Source organism: Xanthomonas rydalmerensis (assembly GCF_033170385.1).
Taxonomy (GTDB): domain Bacteria; phylum Pseudomonadota; class Gammaproteobacteria; order Xanthomonadales; family Xanthomonadaceae; genus Xanthomonas_A; species Xanthomonas_A rydalmerensis.
In genome coordinates this window covers 4,236,029-4,258,873 of sequence record NZ_CP126170.1, presented here as the reverse complement: position 1 = coordinate 4,258,873, position 22,845 = coordinate 4,236,029, and the positions used below count along the sequence as shown (strand labels likewise).

Here is a 22,845-nt window from a genome sequence, read left to right as displayed (position 1 = left end):
AGCGTCCGCGCGCGAAACGCCGCTTTTACCAATCCCAAATCCCGAATCCCCAATCCCGGCTTACAATAGCCAGCCCGTTTCCTCACACGGTTCCCCGGACATGATCGTCCTCGAGGGCGCTTCCGCCCTTTCGCCGTTCCGTCGCGCTCGGCTCGAAACCCGCCTGCAGTCCATCGTCCCCGGCGTGCGCATCGCCGGCGCCTGGCACGTCTACTTTCTCGACAGCGAACCCGACGCAGCGCTCGACCTGGTCGCGGCCCGCCGCATCCTGCAGGCGCAGGACGCGCCGGCGCCGGTCGAAGCGGGCACCTGCTCGCGCTACGTGGTGCCGCGGCTGGGCACGCGCTCGCCGTGGTCGAGCAAGGCCACCGAACTGGTCCGGGGTGCCGGCCTGGCGATCCGCCGGGTCGAGCGCGGTACCCGCCTGGACCTGGCCGGCTGGCCCGCGGCGCCGGCCGACCAGGCCGCGCTGGCCAAGCTGCTGCACGATCCGATGACCCAGTCGCTGCTGGACGGCGCCGCGCAGGCACAGGCGCTGTTCCAGGCGCCGGCGCGTGGCGAGGTCGAGCGTATCCCGCTGGACCAGTTGGAGGCGGCCAACGCACGGCTGGGCCTGGCCCTGGCCCAGGACGAGATCGACTACCTGCGCCAGCGCTTCGGCGAGCTCGGCCGCGACCCGGCCGATGTGGAACTGATGATGTTCGCGCAGGCCAATTCCGAGCACTGCCGCCACAAGATCTTCAACGCCAGCTGGACCATCGACGGCAAGGAGCAGGACCGCTCGCTGTTCCGGATGATCAAGCACACCCACCAGCAGACCCCGCAGCACACGCTCAGCGCGTACAGCGACAACGCGGCGGTGGTGGAAGGGCATCCGGCCGCACGCTACCGCCCGGATCCGGCCAGCGGCGAATACCGCAGCGAGGCGGTGACGCCGTCGGCGTTCTGCATCAAGGTCGAGACCCACAACCACCCGACCGCGATCGCGCCGTTCCCGGGCGCCTCCACCGGTGCCGGTGGCGAGATCCGAGACGAGGGCGCCACCGGCCGTGGCGGCAAGCCCAAGGCCGGCCTGACCGGCTTCAGCGTCTCGCACCTGCGCATTCCCAGCCTGCCGCAGCCGTGGGAGGGCGCGCGTCCGCTGAACCCGCGCATGGCGCCGGCGCTGGAAATCATGCTGGATGGCCCGCTCGGCGGCGCCGCGTTCAACAACGAATTCGGCAGGCCCAACCTGCTCGGCTATTTCCGCAGCTTCGAGCTGCCGGAGACGCAGGACCTGACCCGCGCCTACGACAAACCGATCATGCTGGCCGGCGGCCTGGGCGCGATCGACCGCGTGCAGGTGGAGAAGATCCCGCTGCAGCCCGGCGATGCGGTGATCGTGCTCGGCGGCCCGGCGATGCTGATCGGCCTGGGCGGCGGCGCGGCCAGTTCGGTGGCCTCCGGCGACAGCGCCGAGGACCTGGATTTCGCCAGCGTGCAGCGCGACAACCCGGAGATGGAGCGGCGCGTGCAGGAGGTCATCGACCGCTGCGTGGCGCTGGGCACGGACAACCCGATCCGCTGGTTCCACGACGTCGGCGCCGGCGGCCTGTCCAACGCCATTCCCGAACTGCTGCACGACTCCGGTGTGGGCGGCCTCATCGACCTCGACCGCGTGCCCAGCGACGACCCGTCGCTGTCGCCGATGCAGCTGTGGTGCAACGAATCGCAGGAGCGCTACGTGCTCGGCGTGCCGCAGGCGCGCCTGGCCGAATTCGCCGCGATCTGCGAACGCGAGCGCTGCCCGTTTGCCGCTGTCGGTGTGGCGACCGCCGAGGAGCGGCTCGTCGTGGGCTATGGCGTCCTCGGCGGCGGGATTGGGGAGTCGGGATTGGGGATTGGTAACGGCACGACGTCGGCCGGCTCCCCCGCTTCTCACGAATCCCGAATTCCGAATCCCCAATCCCCGCACCCCATCGATCTCCCGATGGACGTCCTCTTCGGCAAGCCGCCGAAGATGCACCGCGACGCCCGGCAGCCGCCGGCGCCGCGCTGGCCGGAACTGGACACCGATGCGCTGGACCTGCGCGAGGCGGGTTTGCGCGTGCTGGCCCATCCGACCGTGGCGGCGAAGAGCTTCCTGGTCACCATCGGCGACCGCAGCGTCGGCGGCCTGACCGCGCGCGAGCAGATGATCGGCCCGTGGCAGCTGCCGCTGGCCGATTGCGCGATCACCCTGGCCGGCTTCGATACCCACGCCGGCGAAGCGATGGCGATCGGCGAGCGCACCCCGCTGGCCCTGCTCGATGCCGCCGCAGCGGCGCGCATGGCGGTGGGCGAAGCGATCACCAACCTGTGCGCGGCGCCGGTGCAGGCGCTGGACCAGGTCAAGCTGTCGGCGAACTGGATGGCCGCGGCCAACCACGACGGCGAGGATGCGCGCCTGTACGCCGCGGTCAAGGCGGTGGGCATGGAACTGTGCCCGCAGCTGGACCTGAGCATCCCGGTGGGCAAGGACTCGCTGTCGATGCAGGCGCAGTGGGGTGTGGCCGGGATTCGGGATGGCCGGCCTGCGGCCGTCGAAGAGCGAGCGGGATTGGGGATTGGTGGAAGCGGGTCGACGGGCACGGACAGTGCTGTTGCCAATCCCGAATCTCCACTCCCCACTCCCGGCGTCAGCGAAACCCACAAAAGCGTCTCCCCCGTCTCCCTCATCGTCTCTGCCTTCGCGCCCGTCGCCGATGCGCGGGCGCAGCTGACGCCGTTGCTGGCGCGCGAGGCCGAGAGTGAGCTGTGGCTGATCGGGCTGGGCGGCGGCAAGCAGCGCCTGGGCGGTTCGGTGCTGGCGCAGGTGCATGGCGACGGCGCGCTGCCGGCCTTCGGCGGCGCGGTGCCGGACCTGGACGATCCGCAGCGGCTGCGCGCGTTCTTCGAGCTGATCCGCGATGCGCGCGAGGCCGGCATGCTGTTGGCCTATCACGACCGCAGCGACGGTGGCGCGTTCGCCGCGCTGTGCGAGATGGCGTTCGCGTCGCGGCAAGGCCTGGACATCACCCTCGATGCCTGGGGCGACGATCCCTTCCGCAGCCTGTTCAACGAGGAACTGGGCGCGGTGGTGCAGGTCGCCAAGGAAGACCGCGCCGCGTTCGCCGATCTGGTCGAGCGCCATGCGCTGACCGAGTGCGCGCAGCGCATCGCACGCCCCAGCACCGCCGCGGCGGTGCGCGTGGGCCTGGGCGGCAAGACCCTGGCCGAATGGCGTTGGGACGAGCTGTTCGATGCCTGGTGGTCGGTCACCCACGCCATGCAGACGTTGCGCGACAACCCCGACAGTGCCGCCGAGGAACGCGCGCTGGCGCGCGACTTCGCCGCGCCCGGGCTGAAGCCGAAGCTGGCCTTCGACCCGGCCGAGGACATCGCCGCGCCGTTCATCGCCAGCGGCCAGCGGCCGAAGGTGGCGATCCTGCGCGAGCAGGGCGTCAACGGCCAGATCGAGATGGCCAATGCGTTCGAGCGCGCCGGCTTCCGTGCTTTCGACGTGCACATGAGCGACCTGATCGCCGGCCGCGTGAACCTGGCCGACTTCGTCGGCCTGGCCGCCTGCGGCGGCTTCAGCTACGGCGACGTGCTTGGTGCCGGCCGCGGCTGGGCCACCTCGATCCTGGAACGGCCGGCGCTGCGCGATGCCTTCGCCGCGTTCTTCGCGCGCAGCGACAGCTTCGCCCTGGGCGTATGCAACGGCTGCCAGATGCTCAGCCAGCTCAAGGACATCATCCCCGGTGCCGAGCACTGGCCGCGCTTCCTGCGCAACCGCAGCGAGCAGTTCGAGGCGCGCACCAGCCTGCTGGAAGTGGTGGAGTCGCCGTCGATCTTCCTGCGCGGCATGGCCGGCTCGCGGATCCCGGTGGCGGTGGCGCACGGCGAAGGCCGCGCCGAATTCGACAGTGCGGTGGACCAGGCGGCCGCGCGCGTGGCGCTGCGCTTCGTCGACGGCCATGGCGCCGTCGCCACGCAGTACCCGCTGAACCCGAACGGCTCGCCCGACGGCATCACCGGCCTGACCAGCGACGACGGCCGGGTGACCATCCTGATGCCGCACCCGGAGCGGACCCTGCGCTCGCTCAACCTCAGCTGGCATCCGGCCGAGTGGCCGGACGAGGCGCCGTGGCTGCGCATGTTCCGCAATGCGCGGGTGTGGGTGGGCTGAGCGCCCCTGCGCCACGTCCGCCCCTGGCGGGCGTGGCGGGTCGGGGGCGGTCGCGGCAGCCATCCGCCGCAGGGGTGCTTGCACCCTGCGACGGCGACGCTGCAGCGCGCTGGAGACATCAGGCCTTGTTCGAGGGAAGCGGTGCCGATCGGGGCGCCGCCTCTGTGCCTTCAGCACCCAGGTGCGACGCGATGCGGGCAGGCGATGGCGCATCGCGCGCGCTGCGTCCGCCTGGCCGACAGGCCGGCCGCGTAGTGCCTGGCCAGGCCAGGCACTGTTGGACCATGCGGGCGCCGACCGCGCGCCCGCGCCTGTTTCAGAACTCTTTCCAACTGTTGTCGCTGTCGGGCGTGGTCACGACAGCGCGCAACCGGGACGCGGCAGGGCGGCCGGCCGTCGGACGCTTGGCTGGCGGTGCCGTCGGGCCTGGAACCGCCTGCCGCGCGGCCGCATGCGCGGCATCGAGCTTGAACACCGCCACCGCTTCGGTGAGCTGCACCGCCTGGTCCTCGAGCGAGCGCGCGGCGGCGGTGGCTTCTTCCACCAGCGCGGCGTTCTGCTGGGTGGTCTCGTCCATGTTGGTGATGGTCTGGTTGACCTGGGCGATGCCGGCCGACTGTTCCTGCGACGCTGCGGAAATCTCGCCCATGATGTCGGTGACCCGCTGCACGCTGGCCACCACCTCGCTCATGGTCGCGCCGGCGCTGTGCACCAGGGTGGAGCCTTCGGCCACGCGCTGCACCGAGTCTTCGATCAGGTCCTTGATCTCCTTGGCCGCGCCGGAGGAGCGCTGCGCGAGCATGCGCACTTCCGAGGCCACGACCGCAAAGCCGCGGCCCTGTTCGCCGGCGCGTGCCGCTTCCACCGCCGCGTTCAAGGCCAGGATGTTGGTCTGGAACGCGATGCCGTCGATCACGGAGATGATGTCGGCGATCTTCCTGGACGAGGCTTCGATGCCGCGCATGGTCTCCACGACCTGGTCCACCACCTGCCCACCCTGCGCGGCCACGCCGGCCGCGCCGATGGCGAGCTGATTGGCCTGGCGCGCGCCGTCCGCATTCTGCTTGACGGTGGAGGTGAGTTCTTCCATCGAGGCGGCGGTTTCTTCAAGGTTGGCGGCCTGCTGCTCGGTGCGCTGCGACAGGTCCTGGTTGCCGGCGGCGATCTCGCTGGCGGCACCCTTGATCGATGCGGCCGAGGTCTGGATGCTGCCGACGATCTGCGCCAGCTGGCTGGCCGTGGCATTGGCGTCGTCGCGCATCTGCGCGAACACGCCGCGGAACTCGCCGTTCATGCGCACGGTGAGGTCGCCGGTGGCGATCGCCTGCAGCAACCGCGACACCTCCGCCAGGTTGGTATCGGTAGTTTGCATCAGGTTGTTCAACCCTTCCACCATCCCGCGGAAATCGTGGTCGAACGCCTGCGCATCGCCGCGGGTGGCGAAGTTGCCGGCCGCGGCGGCCTGCGCCAGGGCGAGGATCTGCCGGTTGATCGCCTGCAGATTGCGCTTGGTCGCCGCCATCGCATCGCTGAGCGCCGCCTTCTCGCCGGGCAAGGCGCGCATGTCGGGCTGCATGTCGCCGACCGCGTAGCGCGACATGACCGCCACCAGCTCGCGCTGCACCTGCACATGCGCATCGACCAGGTCGTTGGTGCCGGCCACCATGCGGCCGTACTCGCCGGGGAAGCGCGCCGCATCCATGCGATAGCTCATCTCGCCGGCATCGTGCCGGCTGGCCATGTCGTCCTGCGCTTCGATCACCGCGCGCAGCTGCGCCTGCATGCTGCCCATCGACTGCAGCAGCTGCCCCATTTCGTCCATGCGGCGCGGTTCGATGCGGCTGTTCAATTCGCCCGAGGACACTGCTGCGGAGACCTTGACCGCCTCGGCAAGCGGCGCCAGCACCTGCCGCCGCAGCAGCAGGTACAGCGACACGCCGAGCAGGGCGGCCGAGAACAGTCCCACCGCCAGGATGACCCACAGCAAGGTGCGGGCCTGCGCCATCACGTGGTGCTTGGGCACCATGATGCCGAGCGCGAACACCTGCGGCGCCTGGCCCAGGCGCATCGGCACGAACACGCGCAACCAGTCCTCGCCGGCCACCATGGCCTCGTCGCTGCTGATCTGTCCCGCGCGCACGTTTGCCAGCATCGCCTGGGTGCGGGCATCGGACAGCGTCTTGCCCACCTGCTTGGCATCGGCGCTGGCCATCACCGCGCCGGTCGGCGACAGCAGCATCGCCTGGCCCACGTCCAGCGGATGCAGCGACGCCACGCGTTTCTGCAGCGCATCCAGCGACATGGTGATGTTGACCGTGCCCAGGAACTTGTCGCCGTCCATCACCGGCGTGCTCAAGGTGGTCATCAGCGTGTCGACGCCGGCCACCGGGTAGTAGTAGGGCTCGATCACCACCGGCGCGTGGCTGTTGCGCGCCGCGAGGTACCAGTCGCCCTCGCCGGGCTTGTCATAGCTGTGCAGCGCCTCGCGCACCAGCTCGCCCTTCTGGTACGACCAGTACACCATGAAGCGCCCGGTCGCATCGTGGAAGGGCGCGTCGACATTGGCGGTATCGTGTCCATCGAACGCGTTCGGCTCCCATAGCGTGCTGATGCCCAGCCAGCGCTTGTGAAGACGCAGCTGCTCATGCAGCACGGCGGCGGCCGAGTCCCGGCTCACGCCGTTGGCGCCGCGCTGAATGCGAAAGGTGTTGGCCAGGGTCGCGCCGGCGTCGAAGGCCGAACCGATGTCCGAGGAGATATCGCTCGCCTCGTGGCGCGCCGCTTCGCGCAGCATGGCATGCGACGCGTCGAGCAAGGCATGGCTGCTGCGCCAATAGGTGATGGCGGCGGTCATGCCGAAACACAGCAGGGCGATGATGCCGGTGCCGATCATCAAACGACTGGCGACGCTGTGACGGCGGACGAGGGTCCTGCTCATTGCTGCTCCCGTTGTGGATGATGGGCGACCCTGCTGGGCACACCGCTGCGCTGAGGTATCGACGTCCCCGCGCCAAACTTGATCTCCGTTTTCATGCTCATGCTGGGCCTGCCGTGGCCGATACTGGTCTGGCGACAACCACCAGGGAGGCGGTCACGCTCATGTCCTTTCGTTCCGGGCTTTTATTCGTGCTGGCCGCTGCCTTAAGCGGTCATGTATGCGCACAGGACACTCAGAACACCGAGACCTACTTCAAGCTCGGCGGAGCGGTCCGTTTCAACTACGGCTGGCTGGATTACGGCCCCACGCATGGCCTCGATCTGGAACTGCTGCGGGTCGACCTGAATGCGGGAGACGGTCCGTTCTTCGTCTCTGCGCAACAGCGTTGGTACGACGGATTCAATGCGGTGCATCATGCGTTCGTGGGCTGGAACGTCGACGATCGCACGGTGCTGAAGGCCGGCATCCAGCAGGTGCCGTTCGGCCTGTTGCCGACTGCCTCCAACAGTTTCTGGTTCGGGTCCGGCTACTACCTCGGCATCGAAGACGATTACGACCCGGGCCTGGTGCTCATGCGCACCAACGGCAACGACACCGTGCACGTCGGCTGGTTCTCGGGCGACGAATACGGTGACGGTGCGCGCACGGCGCGCTATTCGTTCGATGTCGCCGAGACGGCGCGCTATCCCTATCGCGAATACCATCGGCTGAATGTGCGCTACGAACACCGCGTCGACCTGGCACACGGCAGCCTCCTGCTTGGCGCGTCGGCGTTTTCCGGGCAGATACTCGATGTCGAGGATCGCCGCCGCTACGGGCATCGCGCCGCGGCGCTGCACGCGCAGTGGAGCAGCGGCGGCTGGACCAGCCAGGTGCAGTGGGCGCGCTATCGCTACGCGGTCCCGAGCGATCGCATCGCGATGTCGGCGTTCCTTGCGCCGTTCGAGATCGCCGCCGAAGCCGATGTCCCCACCGCCAACATCGCGTATTCGTTTGGCAAGGGACGCTGGCTGGACGATGTGACCTGCTACAACAACTTCAGCATGACCCTGCCCACCCACGATCGGCCCGACCTGCGTTCGTCCTCGCAGAACGTCACCGGGTGCAGCATCAAGAAGGGCGTCATGCTGACCTATCTGGACTGGATCGCCGGCAGGAACATGTGGTTCGCAGGCGGCGACGGTATCGCGATCGACGACGGCGACCGGTCCAGGTGGCACTCGCGGTTCAACCTCAACATCGGGTTCTACTTCTAGCGGTTGCCGTGTTGCGTTCCTGGGAGAAGAAGACCTTCCGGTTTCGATCCACGTCGTTGCTGTGGCACCGTGCCATCTGATGCCGGAGCAGCGAGTCTGGTGCCTTGCGCGGAATTTTTCGCCACGCTTGCCACACATGGACGATGCCCGACCCGAGCTGCGGCGAACGACGGCGCGGCTGCCGGGCGCAAACAAGGCCGGCCGCTGGGCACGCGCTACGACGCGCGTGCTGTCACGTCCGCATGTGTCGGAGCGGGCGGCACCGCAGCTGCCGACGCGGGAATTGCCCAGGCTGGCCACTGCGCCTGAGGGACCGCATGCGGTCGTTTTGTGCGCGAGGAGATTCCTCGATGCAGCCTGCCCGCCTGTGCTGAGGGGGCGTGGTCGCGGCTGAGACCGCTCCTGCAAAGGCGTTGCGCGTCTGACCATCTCTCTCGGCTGATCGCCGTGGCGACGCCCCTGCATGCCTGCGCCGTGCGCAAACCAACACCGTCCTGCCGAACGATCCGCGGCTCCCGAGCTGGGACCGAATCACGGCCATGCGTCCAGGTCCCCCTCGCGCGCTCTCGGGGGCCGCATTTCGCGCAATCGACTCCATCCGCGTCCGTCTGGTGCGGCCTTCGGCATGCGTCGGCGGTCCGAGGGCGCACTTACCACCTTTTTGCGTCAAGTCCTTGACAGAAAAAGAAATCGCCGGAAAGGCGGCATGTCAAGAATGGCAAGGTGCGTGCCGAAAAATTGACGTGACCTGATTGTTTTCATTGATATTTGTCGAAAAATTAACGAAACCAGGCTGAATTCGCGGCTTTTGTCACGACCTGTGTCTCATCAAGTCAAAAACTTGACGTAATTCCGAAGCCGAGTTAACACTCGAGTCAGTTCCGCATTCCACCTCGGTTCATCTACAGCTCCGAGCAGCGACAGGCGTGAGCCTCTCGCGTCCCGGTAAGGGACGTGCGGCACCAAAAAACCGACAGGGGGTCGGCCGGCCGGAACGCCGGGCGAGGGTGGCTTTTTGACCAAAACCAGCCGAATTGAGGAGCAGTCGTCGATGAATCGGATTTATCGCAAGGTCTGGAACAACGCACTGGGGATGTGGGTCGTGGCATCGGAACTGGCCAGCGGCGATGCGCGCGGCGCCGTCGTCCGCGACCGCCGCGCCGCACGCGCACACGGCCTGGCCCTGGCCGGCGCGATCGCCCTGGCGCTGGGCGCGGGCGCCCTTCCCACCAGCGCCCAGGCGCAGGCCCTGCAGATCGGCGACAACGCCAGCGCCAGCGGCGACTACGCCACCGCGGTCGGTGCAGAGAGCAACGCCAGCGGCGCGCAGAGCACCGCGACCGGCGCGGCCAGCAATGCCAGCGGCGACGGCAGCGTGGCCAGCGGCACGCTCAGCGAAACCAGCGGCGTGGAGGCCAGCGCGCTCGGCTACTACAGCACCGCCAGCGGCGATGGCGCGACCGCGCTCGGCGCCGAGAGCATCGCCTCCGGCGCCGCCAGCGCCGCGGTCGGCGTGGCGGCCGACGCGACGGGCGAGTACGCCACCGCGGTCGGCGGCTTCTCCAGCGCCAGCGGCTTCAACAGCACCGCGCTGGGCAACAGCGCGGTCGCGCAAGGCCGCAACAGCGTGGCGCTGGGCGCCGATGCGGTGGCCGACCGCGACGACAGCGTCTCGGTCGGCAAGGCCGGCAACGAACGCCAGATCACCAATGTGGCCGCCGGCACCGAAGCCACCGACGCGGTCAACGTGGCGCAGCTGGACGCGGTCAAGCAGACCGCCGACACCACTGCCAAGTACTTCCAGTCCAGCGGCAGCGACGCCAGCGATGCCGGTGCCTACGTGGAGGGTGCCAATGCGATCGCCGCCGGCGAAGGCGCCAACGCCATCGGCAACGGCGCCAGCGCGCTCGGCAGCGGCGCCACCACCCTGGGCGGCAATGCCACCGCGGTCGGCAGCAACGCCACCGCCGTCGGCGCCTCGGCGACCGCGGTCGGCGGTGCGCTGTCGATCGTCGACGAGAACGGCCAGGTGCAGCTGGAAGGCACCACCACCGCGGCCGAGCAGGGCGCCAGCGCGTTTGGCGCCGGCGCGCAGGCCAATGGTGCGTTCTCCACCGCACTGGGCACGGCGGCGCGCGCCGACGGCCTGCAGAGCACCGCCACCGGCTTTTCCGCCGCGGCCACCGGGCTGGCCGCGACCGCCAACGGTGGCTTCAGCCAGGCCGGTGGCGACTTCGCTTCCGCGGTCGGCTACGGCGCCAACGCCAGCGGCGGCAACGCCGTGGCGCTGGGCTATTCGAGCCTGGCCAGCGGCGCGTCCAGTACCGCGGTCGGCGGCAGCGTGCTCGGCCTGTTCACCACCGAGGCGCAGGGCGAGGGCGGCAGCGCGTTCGGCGCCGGTGCCTGGGCCAACGGCGCGTTCTCCACCTCGGTCGGCTGGCTGAGTTCGGCCGACGGCGCCTCCAGCGCCGCGTTCGGCGCCGCGTCCTGGGCGCAGGCCGACGATTCCACCGCGCTGGGCTACGGCGCCAAGGCCGCCGCCAGCGGCAGCGTCGCGCTTGGCCAGGGCACGGTCGCCGATCGCGCCAATACCGTCTCGGTCGGCACTGCCGGCAAGGAGCGGCAGATCGCCAACGTCGCCGCCGGTACCGAAGGCACCGATGCGGTCAACGTGGCGCAACTGGACGCGGTGAAGCAGGCCGCGGCCACCACCGGCAAGTATTTCCAGGCCAGCGGCAGTGCCAGCAGCGATGCCGGCGCCTACGTCGAAGGTGACGACGCGCTGGCCGCCGGCGAGGCCGCCAATGCCATCGGCAACGGCAGCACCGCGCTCGGCGCCGGCGCCGATGCGCTCAACAACGGGGCCACCGCCGTGGGCAGTGGCGCGGTCGCGGCCGGGCAGAACAGCGCCGCCTTCGGCACCAATGCGCAGGCCACCGGGCCGGCGGCGGTGGCGGTCGGCGGGGTGGCAGTGGACGCCAACGGCGAGCCGCTGATCACCAAGAGCGGGGTGGCGGTGGATACCGGCGCCACCAGCGCCGGGGTCGGTGGCACCGCGCTGGGCGCCAGCGCCGATGCCAGCGGTTTCGCCGCCTCGGCGGTGGGCGTGGGCGCCTACGCCGGCGGTGCGCAGGCGGCGGCCTTCGGCGCGGTGGCCAATGCCACCGGCGACTACGCCACGGCGGTCGGCACGCAGAGCGCGGCCACCGGCACCAGCAGCGTCGCGGTCGGCGGTCCGGCCGACCTGATCCCGGGTCTGGGCCTGTTCGTGCAGACCCAGGCCAGCGGCACCAATGCGGCCGCGTTCGGCGCCGGTGCCATCGCTTCGGGCAACTACGCCACCGCCAACGGCAGCATGACCGAAGCCTCGGGCCTGCAGAGCACCGCGCTGGGCTACTTCGCCTATGCGCCGGGCGCCTTCGCCAGCGCGCTGGGCGCGCAGTCCTGGGCCAGCGGCGCCAACAGCACCGCGGTCGGCTATTACAGCACCGCGCTGGCCGCCGACAGCGTGGCGCTGGGCGCCAACGCGGTGGCGCGCCGCGCCAATACGGTGTCGGTCGGCGATGCCGGCAGCGAGCGGCAGGTCGTCAACGTCGCCGCGGGCACGCAGTCCACCGATGCGGTCAACCTTGCGCAGCTGGATGCGGTGCGCGCCACCGCCGAAGATACCTCCAAGTTCTTCGCGCACGGCGGCGGCGCGGTCGGCGCCTATGCCGACGGCGAGGGCGCGCTGGCCGCCGGCGATGCGGCCAATGCCTACGGCAGCGGCGCGGCGGCGTTCGGTAGCGGCGCGGCGGCGATGGGCGACGACGCGGTGGCGCTGGGCAACGGCAGCAGCGCCGGCGGCACGGGCGGCACCGCGATCGGCGGCCGCGGCCAGGCCTACGACCAGTACAACCAGCCGATCGTCGATGCCGACGGCAAGCCGGTGCTGGTCGGCGCCAATGCCGGCGAGAACGCCACCGCACTCGGTGCGGGCGCGCAGGCCACCGGCAGCGTCGCCACCGCCACGGGCTACGGTGCGCAGGCCACCGGCGACCACAGCACCGCCGGCGGCTACAAGGCGCGCGCGACCGGCAACTACAGCCTGGCGCAGGGCGACAACGCCTGGGCCAGCGGCGAGGACGCCAGTGCGGTCGGCGCCTACGCCTGGGCCACTGCCGACGGCGCGTCGGCGTTCGGTGCCTCGGCCTGGGCCACCGGCGCCAATGCCTCGGCGTTCGGTACCGGTGCATGGGCCAGCGGCAGCGGCGCCACCTCGATCGGCTTCAACAGCTGGGCGCCGGGTCTGAGCGCCACCGCGGTCGGCCGCGGCGCCTTCGGTTACGGCAACTACAGCGTGGCGATGGGCTTCCAGGCGCTGGGCAATCAGGTCAACACCATCGCCATCGGCACCAACACCGTGGCCGATGCGGAAAGCGCGATCAGCCTCGGCGCCGGCAGCGAGGCCACCGCCGCCAATGCGGTGGCGCTGGGTGCCGGGGCGGTTGCCGACCGCGCCTACAGCGTGTCGGTGGGCAGTGCCGGGCAGGAACGGCAGATCACCAACGTCGCCGCCGGCACCGAAGCCACCGACGCGGTCAACGTCGCGCAGCTGGATGCGGTGAAGCAGGCGGCGGCGACGACCAGCAAGTACTTCCAGGCCAGCGGCAGCGCCGACAGCGATGCCGGTGCGCTGGTCGACGGCGACAACGCGCTGGCCGCCGGCGAGGCGGCCAACGCCACCGGCGACGGTGCCACCGCGCTCGGCGGCGGCGCCAATGCCGTGGCTGCCGGGGCGACCGCGATCGGCTTCAACGCCGTGTCCAGCGGCGTCGACGCGGTTGCGCTGGGCAACACCAGCCAGGCGTCGGGCGAGAACAGCATCGCCATCGGCAGCAACGCCCAGGCCAGCGAGATCGGCGCCACCGCCAGCGGTGCCGGTGCGCAGGCCAGCGGCACCTACGCCACTGCCACCGGCAATGAAGCGGTGGCCTCGGACAACCAGGCCACGGCGACCGGCTTCCGCAGCACCGCCTCGGGCACCGGCGGCACCGCGCTGGGCGGCTACAGCGAGGCCACCGGCTACCTGTCCTCGGCACTGGGCTATGGCGCGCTGGCGTCCGGCAGCTACGGCACCGCGGTCGGCGTGTCCTCCACCGCCTCCGGCAGCGGCAGCGTGGCCGTGGGCGAGTACAGCGTGGCCTCCGGCGAGGAGAGCGTGGCGGTCGGCGGCACCTCGTTCTTCGGCCTGATTCCGGCCGAGGCCTCGGGCGCCAACAGCGCGGCGTTCGGCGCCGGCGCCGGCGCCACCGCGGACTTCAGCAGTGCGCTCGGCAGCCTCAGCTACGCAAGCGCCGACAGCGCCAGCGCCTTCGGCTACGGCGCGTACGCGTCCGGCGTCAACAGCGTGGCTCTGGGGGCGAACTCCGAGGCGGCGCGCGACAACACCGTCTCGGTGGGCAGTGCCGGCAACGAGCGGCAGATCACCAGCGTCGCCGCCGGTACCGAGGCCACCGACGCGGTCAACGTCGCCCAGCTCGACGCGGTGAAGCAGTCCGCCGATGCCACCGGCAAGCAGTTCAAGGCCAGCGGCGGCAGCGATCCGGCCGACGATGTCGGCAGCTACGTGGAAGGCAATTACGCCACCGCCGCCGGCGAGGCCAGCAACGCCTACGGCACCGGCGCCTCGGCGTTCGGCAGCGGTGCGCTGGCCGGTGCCCGCTACGCCACCGCGTCCGGCTACAACGCCACGGCCACCGGCGAATCCAGCACCGCGATCGGCGGCTCGCTGTACTACACCGATGCGTCGGGCAACGTGCTGCTCGACGGCACCACCACCGCCAGCGCCGCCGGCGCCACCGCGCTGGGCGCGGGGGCGCAGGCCAGCGGCACGTTCAGCAGCGCCAGCGGCGCCGGTGCCATCGCCAGCGGACTGCAGGCCACTGCCGACGGCTACAAGGCTGCCGCCAGCAGCGACTACAGCACCGCGGTCGGTGCCTTCAGCGCCGCCAGCGGCACCCGCACCAGCGCGTTCGGCTACGGCGCGGCGGCGGCAGGCAACTACGCCTCGGCGCTGGGGTGGGGCAGCACCGCGTCCGGTGCCTATGCGTCGGCGCTGGGCAATAGCGCCCGCGCCACCGGCGAAGATGCGACCGCGCTCGGTGCCTCGGCCTGGGCCACGGCGGCGCAGACCACCTCGGTCGGCCAGTTCGCCTGGGCCACGGCGCAGGGCGGCACCGCGATCGGCCAGAACGCCTTCGCCTTCGGCGGCACCAATGCCACGGCGCTGGGCATCAACGCGTCGGCCAGCGGCGCCGGCAGCGTCGCCCTGGGCTCGGGCGCGCGCACCAGCGAAGCCAACGTGGTGTCGGTGGGTGGCGGCAACGGGGTCAGCGCACCGGCGACGCGCCGCATCACCAATGTCGATGCCGCGGTCAACGCCAACGATGCGGTGAACAAGGCGCAGCTGGACGCGGTGGCCACCGCCGCCGGCGACACCAGTGCGCGCTTCCAGAGTTCCGGCACCGCGGTGGCCAGCGCCAGTGGCGTGGACAGCACCGCGGCCGGTGCCGGCGCTATCGCCAGCGGCCTGCGCAGTTCCGCGCTGGGCGTGGGCAGCGTCGCCGCCGGCGCCGGTGCCACCGCCAACGGTGCCGGCAGCTCGGCGACCGGTGCGCGCAGCACCGCGATCGGCCTGCAGACCAATGCGATCGGCGAGAACGGCGTGGCGATGGGCTACAACAGCTTCGTCCGCAACAGCGGCAGCAACGGCGTCGCGCTCGGCGCCAATGCCGGTGTCTCGGCGGACAACGCAGTCGCGCTCGGCGCCGGCTCGCGCGTGTACGAGGCCGACACCGTGTCGCTGGGCAGCGGCAACGGCCGCGGCGGCCCGGCCACCCGGCGCATCGTCAACCTGACCGCCGGCAGCCTTGCCGCCGGCAGCACCGAGGCGATCAACGGCGGGCAGCTGTACCAGTCGCTGAGCAACATGGCCACGTTCCTGGGCGGCGGTGCCGGGCTCGGTGCGCAAGGCCTGTTCGTGGCGCCGACCTACGTGATCCAGGGTGCCAGCTACAACAACGTCGGCGCGGCGCTGGCAGCGCTGGATGGCAAGGTCAGCGAACTGGATGCGCGCAGCGGCGGCAGCGCCACCGCGGCACGCAGCGCACGCATGGTCGGTACCAGTGCGGTGGCCGTGCAGGCCGAGGCTGCGCCTGCGGCGTCGGCAGCGACGGCTGCCACTGCAGCAGCGGCGACGCCGGTGTCCGGAAGCATCGGCACTGCGCAGGTCGGCGAGAATGTGGCGGTGGCCTCCAGTGCCACGGCGGTGGGGACCGCCGCGCGCGCCAACGACGTCACCGGCACCGCCATCGGCGGCAGCGCGTATGCGCATGGCCCCAACGACACCGCGATCGGCAGCAACGCCAAGGTCAATGCCGACGGCAGCACCGCGGTGGGCGCCAACAGCCACATCGCGGCGGTGGCGACCAATGCGGTGGCGATGGGCGAGGGCGCCAGCGTCAGCGCGGCTTCGGGCACCGCCCTCGGCCAGGGCGCCAGCGCCACGGCGCAGGGTGCGGTCGCATTGGGGCAGGGTTCGGTGGCCGATCGTGCGCAGACGGTCTCGATCGGCAGCGCCGGCAACGAGCGCCAGCTCGCCAACGTCGCCGCCGGCACCCAGGCCACCGATGCGGTCAACAAGAGCCAGCTCGACAACGGCGTGGCCACCGCCAAGTCGTACACCGATGCGCGCTTCGGCACCATGGCCGACAGCTTCGAGGTGCTGCGCGGCGACGTCGATGCGCGGTTGCGCGACCAGGACCGCCGCATCGACCGCCAGGGCGCGATGAGCGCGGCCATGCTCAACATGGCCACCAGCGCCGCCGGCATCCGCACCCAGAACCGGGTCGGCGCCGGCATCGGCTTCCAGAACGGCGAGTCGGCGCTGTCGGTGGGCTACCAGCGTGCCTTCAGCGATCGCGCCACCGTGACCATCGGCGGTGCGTTCAGCAGCGACGACAGCTCCATCGGCATCGGTGCCGGTTTCGGCTGGTGATCCATCGCGGACGGCGGCGCGTGCCGCCGTCCGCCACGCAATGGCCTGAGGGGGCAGACCACAGGACCTTGGCTGGGCCGGCCAACGGATTCGGAAAAGGGAGTTTTACGGCCGCAACTGTCGCCTGATCCACGAAACTTTGAAGAGGACGTCAACGTGATCGACAAGCAAAACCTTCGTATCAATGCCATCGCCGCCGCCATGCTGGCGATGTCGCTGGGAGCCTCGAGCGCGATCGCGGCCAGCGCTTCGGCGCCGCTGCCGGTCAAGGAACCGGGCACGTCCGCGCCGGCCGATGCGGTGACCTCCAACCGCATCCTGGTGCGCTACAACGCCGGCACCGCCGCGGCCAGCGACCGCAGCGCCAAGCTGTCGACCGTGCAGTCGGCGGTGGGCCGCGCCAGCCTCGGCGGCGGCAACGGCATCTCGCGCGCGGCCGCGGCCAGCGTGCGCGCCGAGTACGTGCGCACCCTGGGCATCGGCGCGGACCTGATCCGCCTGACCGGCAAGCTGAGCAAGGCCGACCTGCACAAGGTGGTGGCGGAGATCGCCGCCGACCCGACGGTGAAGTACGCGCAGGTCGACGCCAAGCTGCGCCCGGTCGATGTGCTGCGGGCCGCCTCGCAGGTGCAGCCGCAGCTGGTGCCCAACGATCCGCTGTACGCGCAGTACCAGTGGCACTACAGCAACGCCACCGGTGGCATCAACCTGCCGGCCGCGTGGGATGTGTCCAAGGGCGACGGCGTGGTGGTCGCGGTGCTCGATACCGGCATCCTGCCGAACCACCCGGACGTGGCGGTGAACCTGCTGCAGGGCTACGACTTCATCTCCGACGCGGCGACCTCGCGGCGTCCGACCGACGCCCGCGTGCCGGGCGCGCTGGACTACGGCGACTGGGTGGAGAACGACAACGAGTGCTACGCCGGCTCGGTGGCCGAGGACAGCTCCTGGCACGGCAGCCACGTCGCCGGCACCGTCGCCGAAGCCACCAACAACGGCATCGGCATGGCCGGCGTGGCGCCCAACGCCACCGTGCTGCCGGTGCGCGTGCTCGGCAAGTGCGGCGGCTACACCTCCGACATCGCCGACGCCATCATCTGGGCCTCCGGCGGCACCGTGTCCGGCGTGCCGGCCAACCAGAACCCGGCCGAGGTCATCAACATGAGCCTGGGCGGCGGCGGCGCTTGCGACAGCGCCACCCAGGAGGCGATCAACGGCGCGGTGTCGCGCGGGACCACCGTGGTGGTGGCCGCCGGCAACAGCACCGCCAATGCCGCCAACTTCAGCCCGGCCAGCTGCGACAACGTGATCGCGGTCGGCGCCACCCGCATCACCGGCGGCATCACCTACTACTCCAACTTCGGCGCCAAGGTGGACCTGTCCGGTCCGGGCGGCGGCGGCAGCGTCGACGGCAACCCGGGCGGCTACATCTGGCAGAACGGGTACAACGGTGCGACCACGCCCACCTCCGGCAGCTACACCTACATGGGCCTGGGCGGCACCTCGATGGCCTCGCCGCACGTGGCCGCGGTCGGTGCGCTGGTGCAGAGCGCGCTGATCGCCGCGGGCAAGGCACCGCTGACCCCGGCGGCGCTGGAGACCCTGCTCAAGCAGACCGCGCGTCCGTTCCCGGTGTCGATCCCGTCCAGCACCCCGATCGGCACCGGCATCGTCGACGCCAAGGCCGCCCTGGCCAAGGCGCTGGAAGAACCGTGCGATCCGGCCACCGAGCAGTGCGCGCCGCCGGCGACCGCGCTGACCAACAAGGTGGCGGTGGCGGGCCTCGCCGGTGCCGCGGGCAACGAGGTGCTGTACAGCTTCGAGGCCAAGGCCGGTGCGGTGCTGAGCTTCCTCACCTACGGCGGCAGCGGCAACGTGTCGCTGTATGTCAGCTTCGGCAAGGAGCCGGGTACCGGCAACGCCGACGCCAAGTCGACCCGTCCGGGCAACAACGAGACGGTGCGCTTCACCGCGCCGCAGGCCGGCACCTACTACATCAAGCTGGTCGGCGAGAGCGCCTACAACGGCGTGAGCCTGGTCGCGCGCCAGTAAGCGCACGCGGCGCAGGGAAGCGCCATGCGGTTCCAGGAAACCCGGCTGCGGCCGGGTTTCCTGCGTCTGGGGGGGCAGCGCCGTGCGGCCTGCTCCGCGGTCGCCATGGTGCGCTACGCAACTTATCAGCATGTCCTGCCAGGATGTCAGGCCGATGACCGCGACGGGCCTGCCTGCACCCGCTTCCTGGCCGCCCGGTAGACAGCGGCAGGGGAGCGGGTCGGATTCGGCGTCGGGTCATGCCGAACTGCTAAAGTCGCACGGTCATCTGGGAGGGATCGCGTGAATGCGCTCGTGAAGGACACTGTCGTCGCCGTGGAGACGCCCGAAACCCGCATCATCGCGGCGTTGCTGGCCAAGGGCCGGCTCAAGGACGGCGACCTGGCGCGCGCGCGGCAGTTGCAGCGCGAATCCGGCGGCAGCCTGCTGGCGCTGCTGGCGCGCCTGGGCCTGGTCTCCGAGCGCGACCACGCCGAACTCAGCGCCGAGGTCCTGGGCCTGCCGCTGCTCGATGCCAAGCAATTGCCGGCCACCGCGCCGGAGAGCCTGCCCGAGGCGCAGCCGCTGTCGCTGCGCTTCCTCAAGCAGTTCCATGTGTGCCCGCTGGGCGAGCGCGACGGCGTGCTGGAACTGTGGATGGCCGATCCGCACGACGCCTATGCCGCCGACGCGGTGCGCCTGGCCACCGGCCTGCAGGTGCTGCCGCGGGTCGGCCTGCGCTCGGAGATCGACGACCTGATCGAGCGCTGGTTCGGCCAGGGCCGCAGCGCGATGGGCGCGATCGTGGAAACCGCCGACGGCGACAGCGTCGCCGCCGACGACATCGAACACCTGCGCGACCTGGCCTCCGAAGCGCCGGTGATCCGTCTGGTCAACCTGGTGATCCAGCGTGCGGTGGAACTGCGCGCCTCGGACATCCACATCGAACCGTTCGAGAGCCGGCTGAAGGTGCGCTACCGCGTCGACGGCGTGCTGATCGACGGCGAGAGCCCGCCGGCCAATCTGACCGCGGCGGTGATCAGCCGCGTCAAGATCATGGCCAAGCTCAACATCGCCGAGCGCCGCCTGCCGCAGGACGGCCGCATCATGCTGCGGGTGCAGGGCAAGGAACTGGACCTGCGCGTGAGCACCGTGCCCACTGCGCATGGCGAGAGCGTGGTGATGCGCCTGCTCGACCGCGAGACCGTGGTGTTCGACTTCCACCGGCTCGGCTTCACCGACGCGTTCCTGCCGCAGTTCCGCAAGGTGCTGGAGCAGCCGCACGGCATCCTGCTGGTCACCGGCCCCACCGGCTCGGGCAAGACCACCACGCTGTACACCGCGCTGAGCCAGCTCAACACCGCCGACGTCAAGATCATCACCGTCGAAGACCCGGTCGAATACCAGATCGAGGGCATCAACCAGATCCAGGCCAAGCCGCAGATCGGCCTGGATTTCTCGCATGCGCTGCGCAGCATCGTGCGTCAGGATCCGGACATCATCATGATCGGCGAAATGCGCGACCTGGAGACGGCGCGCATCGCCATCCAGTCCGCGCTGACCGGCCACCTGGTGCTGTCCACCCTGCACACCAACAACGCCGCCGGCGGCATCACCCGCCTGCTCGACATGGGTGTGGAGGACTACCTGCTGACCTCCACCATCAACGGCATCCTGGCCCAGCGCCTGGTGCGGCGGCTGGAGCCGACCCATGCCGAGCGCTACGCGGCCTCGCCGGAGGAGATCGAGAAGTTCGAACTGCGCCGGCTGCAGCCGGAAGGCGAGATCTTCCTGTACCGCCCGCGGCCCTCGGCGATCGCGCCGACCGGCTACGTCGGCCGCACCACGATCATGGAATTCCTGGTGATGAACGACGCGCTGCGGCGCGCGGTGATGCGCCACGCCGGCATGGGCGAGATCGAGCAGCTGGCGCGCGAGGCCGGCATGCGCACCATGTACGAGGACGGCCTGTCCAAGGCGCTCAGCGGCCAGACCACGATCGAGGAAGTGTTGCGCGTGACGGAGGAAACCTGATGTCGCTGCCGCGGAGGTCCGTCGCACCCGCATGCTCGTTCGGCGCGTCGCGTCGGCGCGCGCGCGATGCGGCATTGCTGTTTTCCGGGTTCCGGGTCCCGGGTCCCGGGTCCCGCGTCTGATGCCGCTCTATCGCTACAAGGCCCTGGACTCGCACGGCGAGGTCCTGGAAGGGCAGATGGAAGCCGCCAGCGAGGCGGAGGTGGCGCTGCGCCTGCAGGAGCAGGGGCACATGCCGATGCAGGCCCGGCTCGCCGCCGAGGGCGGCGGCACCTCGCTGCGCGGGCTGTTCCGGCCCAAGCCGTTCGACGGCGCGGCGCTGGTGCAGTTCACCCAGCAACTGGCGACCCTGCTCGGCGCCGGCCAGCCGCTGGACCGCGCGCTGTCGATCCTGCTCGAACTGCCCGAGGACGAACGCTCCAAGCGCACCGTCGGCGACATCCGCGACGCGGTGCGCGGCGGTGCGCCGCTGTCCACCGCGCTGGAGCGCCAGCACGGGTTGTTCTCGCGCCTGTACATCAACATGGTGCGCGCCGGCGAGGCCGGCGGCAGCCTGCACGACACCCTGCAGCGCCTGGCCGAGTACCTCGAGCGCAGCCGCGAACTGCGCGGACGGGTGATCAACGCGCTGATCTACCCGGCGATCCTGGTCAGCGTGGTCGGCTGCGCGCTGCTGTTCCTGCTCGGCTACGTGGTGCCGCAGTTCGCGCAGATGTACGAGAGCCTGGACGTGGCCCTGCCTTGGTTCACCCAGGCGGTGTTGAGCGTGGGCCTGTTCGTGCGCGACTGGTGGATCGTGCTGCTGGTGGTGCCCGGGGTGACCCTCCTGGCGGTGGACCGCAAGCGCCGCGACCCCGCATTCCGCGCCAGTTTCGACGCCTGGCTGCTGCGCCAGCGCTTCGTCGGCGTGCTGATTTCGCGACTGGAGACGGCGCGCCTGACCCGCACCCTCGGCACCCTGCTGCGCAACGGCGTGCCGTTGCTGGCGGCGCTGGGCATCTCCCGCAACGTGCTGTCGAACCTGGCGCTGACGGCGGACGTCGGCGCCGCTGCCGACGACGTCAAGAACGGCCACGGGCTGTCGGCGTCGCTGTCCAAGGGCAAGCGCTTCCCGCGCCTGGCGCTGCAGATGATCCAGGTCGGCGAGGAATCGGGCGCCCTCGACATCATGCTGCTGAAGACCGCCGACACCTTCGAGCAGGAGACCGCCCAGGCCATCGACCGCCTGCTGGCGGCGATGGTGCCGGCGATCACCCTGGTCCTGGCCTCGGTGGTCGGCCTGGTGATCATCTCCGTCCTCGTCCCCCTCTACGACCTCACCAATGCGATTGGGTGAGGCGCCACGCTTATGCGCCATGGCGCATGTGGCGCCGAACGCCCGGCCAGAGATGGCCGGGCCGGTGGTTCCGGCGCCCGTGATGTTGCGCCATGGATGGCCGCGCGTGCGTCTGGCGCAGCGGCCGAATGAATCGAAAGAGGCCATGCGCTTGCGAACCACCGGTTCGCGCATGGCCGAACGCCCGGCCATGGATGGCCGGGCCGGTCTATCCGGAGCCGGCAATGCGACGCCATGGGCGGCAGCGGCCTTGCCTGGTGCGTCCGCGCGGCGCGCCATCGCGCATGTGGCGCCGAACGCCCGGCCACGGCCGGGCCTCGGGCGGCCCTCGCGGACTGTGACGCCGCGCGTTTCCGGCCGGGAACCTTCCGCCGCCGTCCCTGTCCCATTGCCAGCGGCGCCGCGCATGCCGGCCGCGGCCGTGCGTGCGCGCGGCACGGATCCTCCGCCGCCAGGTGTGACGGCGTGCGTGACGCGCCGCTGTACCGCCGGCCGGCGCCGGCTGCCATCGTCACCGTGTTCGGCTACATAGGTCTTCCACCGCAAGGATCCATGCAATGCGCACTCTCCGCCGCTCCCTCACCCGTTCCCCGTCCGCCGCACGCCAGGCGGGCATGAGCCTGCTGGAAATCATCATCGTCATCGTGCTGATCGGCGCGGTGCTGACCCTGGTCGGCAGCCGCGTGCTCGGCGGCGCCGATCGCGGCAAGGCCAACCTGGCCAAGTCGCAGATCCAGACCATGGCCGGCAAGATCGACAACTACCAGCTCGATACCGGCAAGCTGCCGTCCAAGCTCGACGACCTGGTCACCGCGCCGGGCGGCGTCAGCGGCTGGCTCGGCCCGTACGCCAAGCCGGCGGAACTGAACGACCCGTGGGGCCACCCGATCGAGTACAAGGTGCCCGGCGAAGGCCGTCCGTTCGACCTGATCAGCCTGGGCAAGGACGGCCAGCCCGGCGGCAGCAGTTACGACGCCGACATCAAGTACGAGTGATCCGGCGCCGTGATCCGGGCCCCTGCCG

8 protein-coding genes are annotated in these 22,845 nt (G+C 70.7%); 7 read left to right on the top strand and 1 reads right to left on the bottom strand.

Annotated features, from left to right (window positions below; translation table 11 throughout):
- The first annotated feature begins 100 nt into the window (after window positions 1-100).
- A complete protein-coding gene (gene purL / locus QN245_RS18020) occupies window positions 101-4,189 on the top strand; it encodes a phosphoribosylformylglycinamidine synthase (protein ID WP_317843813.1) in 4,089 nt (1,362 codons plus the stop codon).
- A gap of 316 nt (window positions 4,190-4,505) precedes the next feature.
- Here the strand turns inward: purL and QN245_RS18015 are convergent, their stop codons facing one another.
- Window positions 4,506-7,127, bottom strand: a complete 2,622-nt coding sequence (locus QN245_RS18015) for a methyl-accepting chemotaxis protein (RefSeq protein ID WP_317843812.1) — start codon at window positions 7,125-7,127, stop codon at window positions 4,506-4,508.
- 113 nt (window positions 7,128-7,240) lie between these two features.
- Here QN245_RS18015 and QN245_RS18010 point away from each other — a divergent pair, with 113 nt between their 5' ends.
- The 6 genes from QN245_RS18010 (at window position 7,241) to gspG (ending at window position 22,817) form a co-directional block, all read left to right on the top strand.
- Complete coding sequence (locus QN245_RS18010) at window positions 7,241-8,383, top strand: hypothetical protein (protein ID WP_317843811.1); 1,143 nt, start codon at window positions 7,241-7,243, stop codon at window positions 8,381-8,383.
- A 1,051-nt stretch (window positions 8,384-9,434) separates the two neighbouring features.
- Entirely contained in the window at window positions 9,435-16,421 is a 6,987-nt protein-coding gene (locus QN245_RS18005; protein WP_317843810.1) for an ESPR-type extended signal peptide-containing protein, read from the top strand.
- A gap of 156 nt (window positions 16,422-16,577) precedes the next feature.
- Window positions 16,578-18,473 (top strand): S8 family peptidase, encoded by a 1,896-nt coding sequence (locus QN245_RS18000; protein ID WP_317843809.1) that lies wholly within the window; start codon window positions 16,578-16,580, stop codon window positions 18,471-18,473.
- Between the two features lie 282 nt (window positions 18,474-18,755).
- Window positions 18,756-20,486 carry a type II secretion system ATPase GspE gene (gene gspE / locus QN245_RS17995; RefSeq protein ID WP_184448414.1) on the top strand — a complete coding sequence of 577 codons (1,731 nt, stop codon included), beginning with the start codon at window positions 18,756-18,758 and terminating at the stop codon, window positions 20,484-20,486.
- A gap of 121 nt (window positions 20,487-20,607) precedes the next feature.
- Complete coding sequence (gene xpsF / locus QN245_RS17990; protein WP_160970274.1) at window positions 20,608-21,822, top strand: type II secretion system protein XpsF; 1,215 nt, start codon at window positions 20,608-20,610, stop codon at window positions 21,820-21,822.
- A 557-nt stretch (window positions 21,823-22,379) separates the two neighbouring features.
- Complete coding sequence (gspG, locus tag QN245_RS17985; RefSeq protein WP_048492274.1) at window positions 22,380-22,817, top strand: type II secretion system major pseudopilin GspG; 438 nt, start codon at window positions 22,380-22,382, stop codon at window positions 22,815-22,817.
- The last annotated feature ends 28 nt before the right edge of the window (window positions 22,818-22,845 follow it).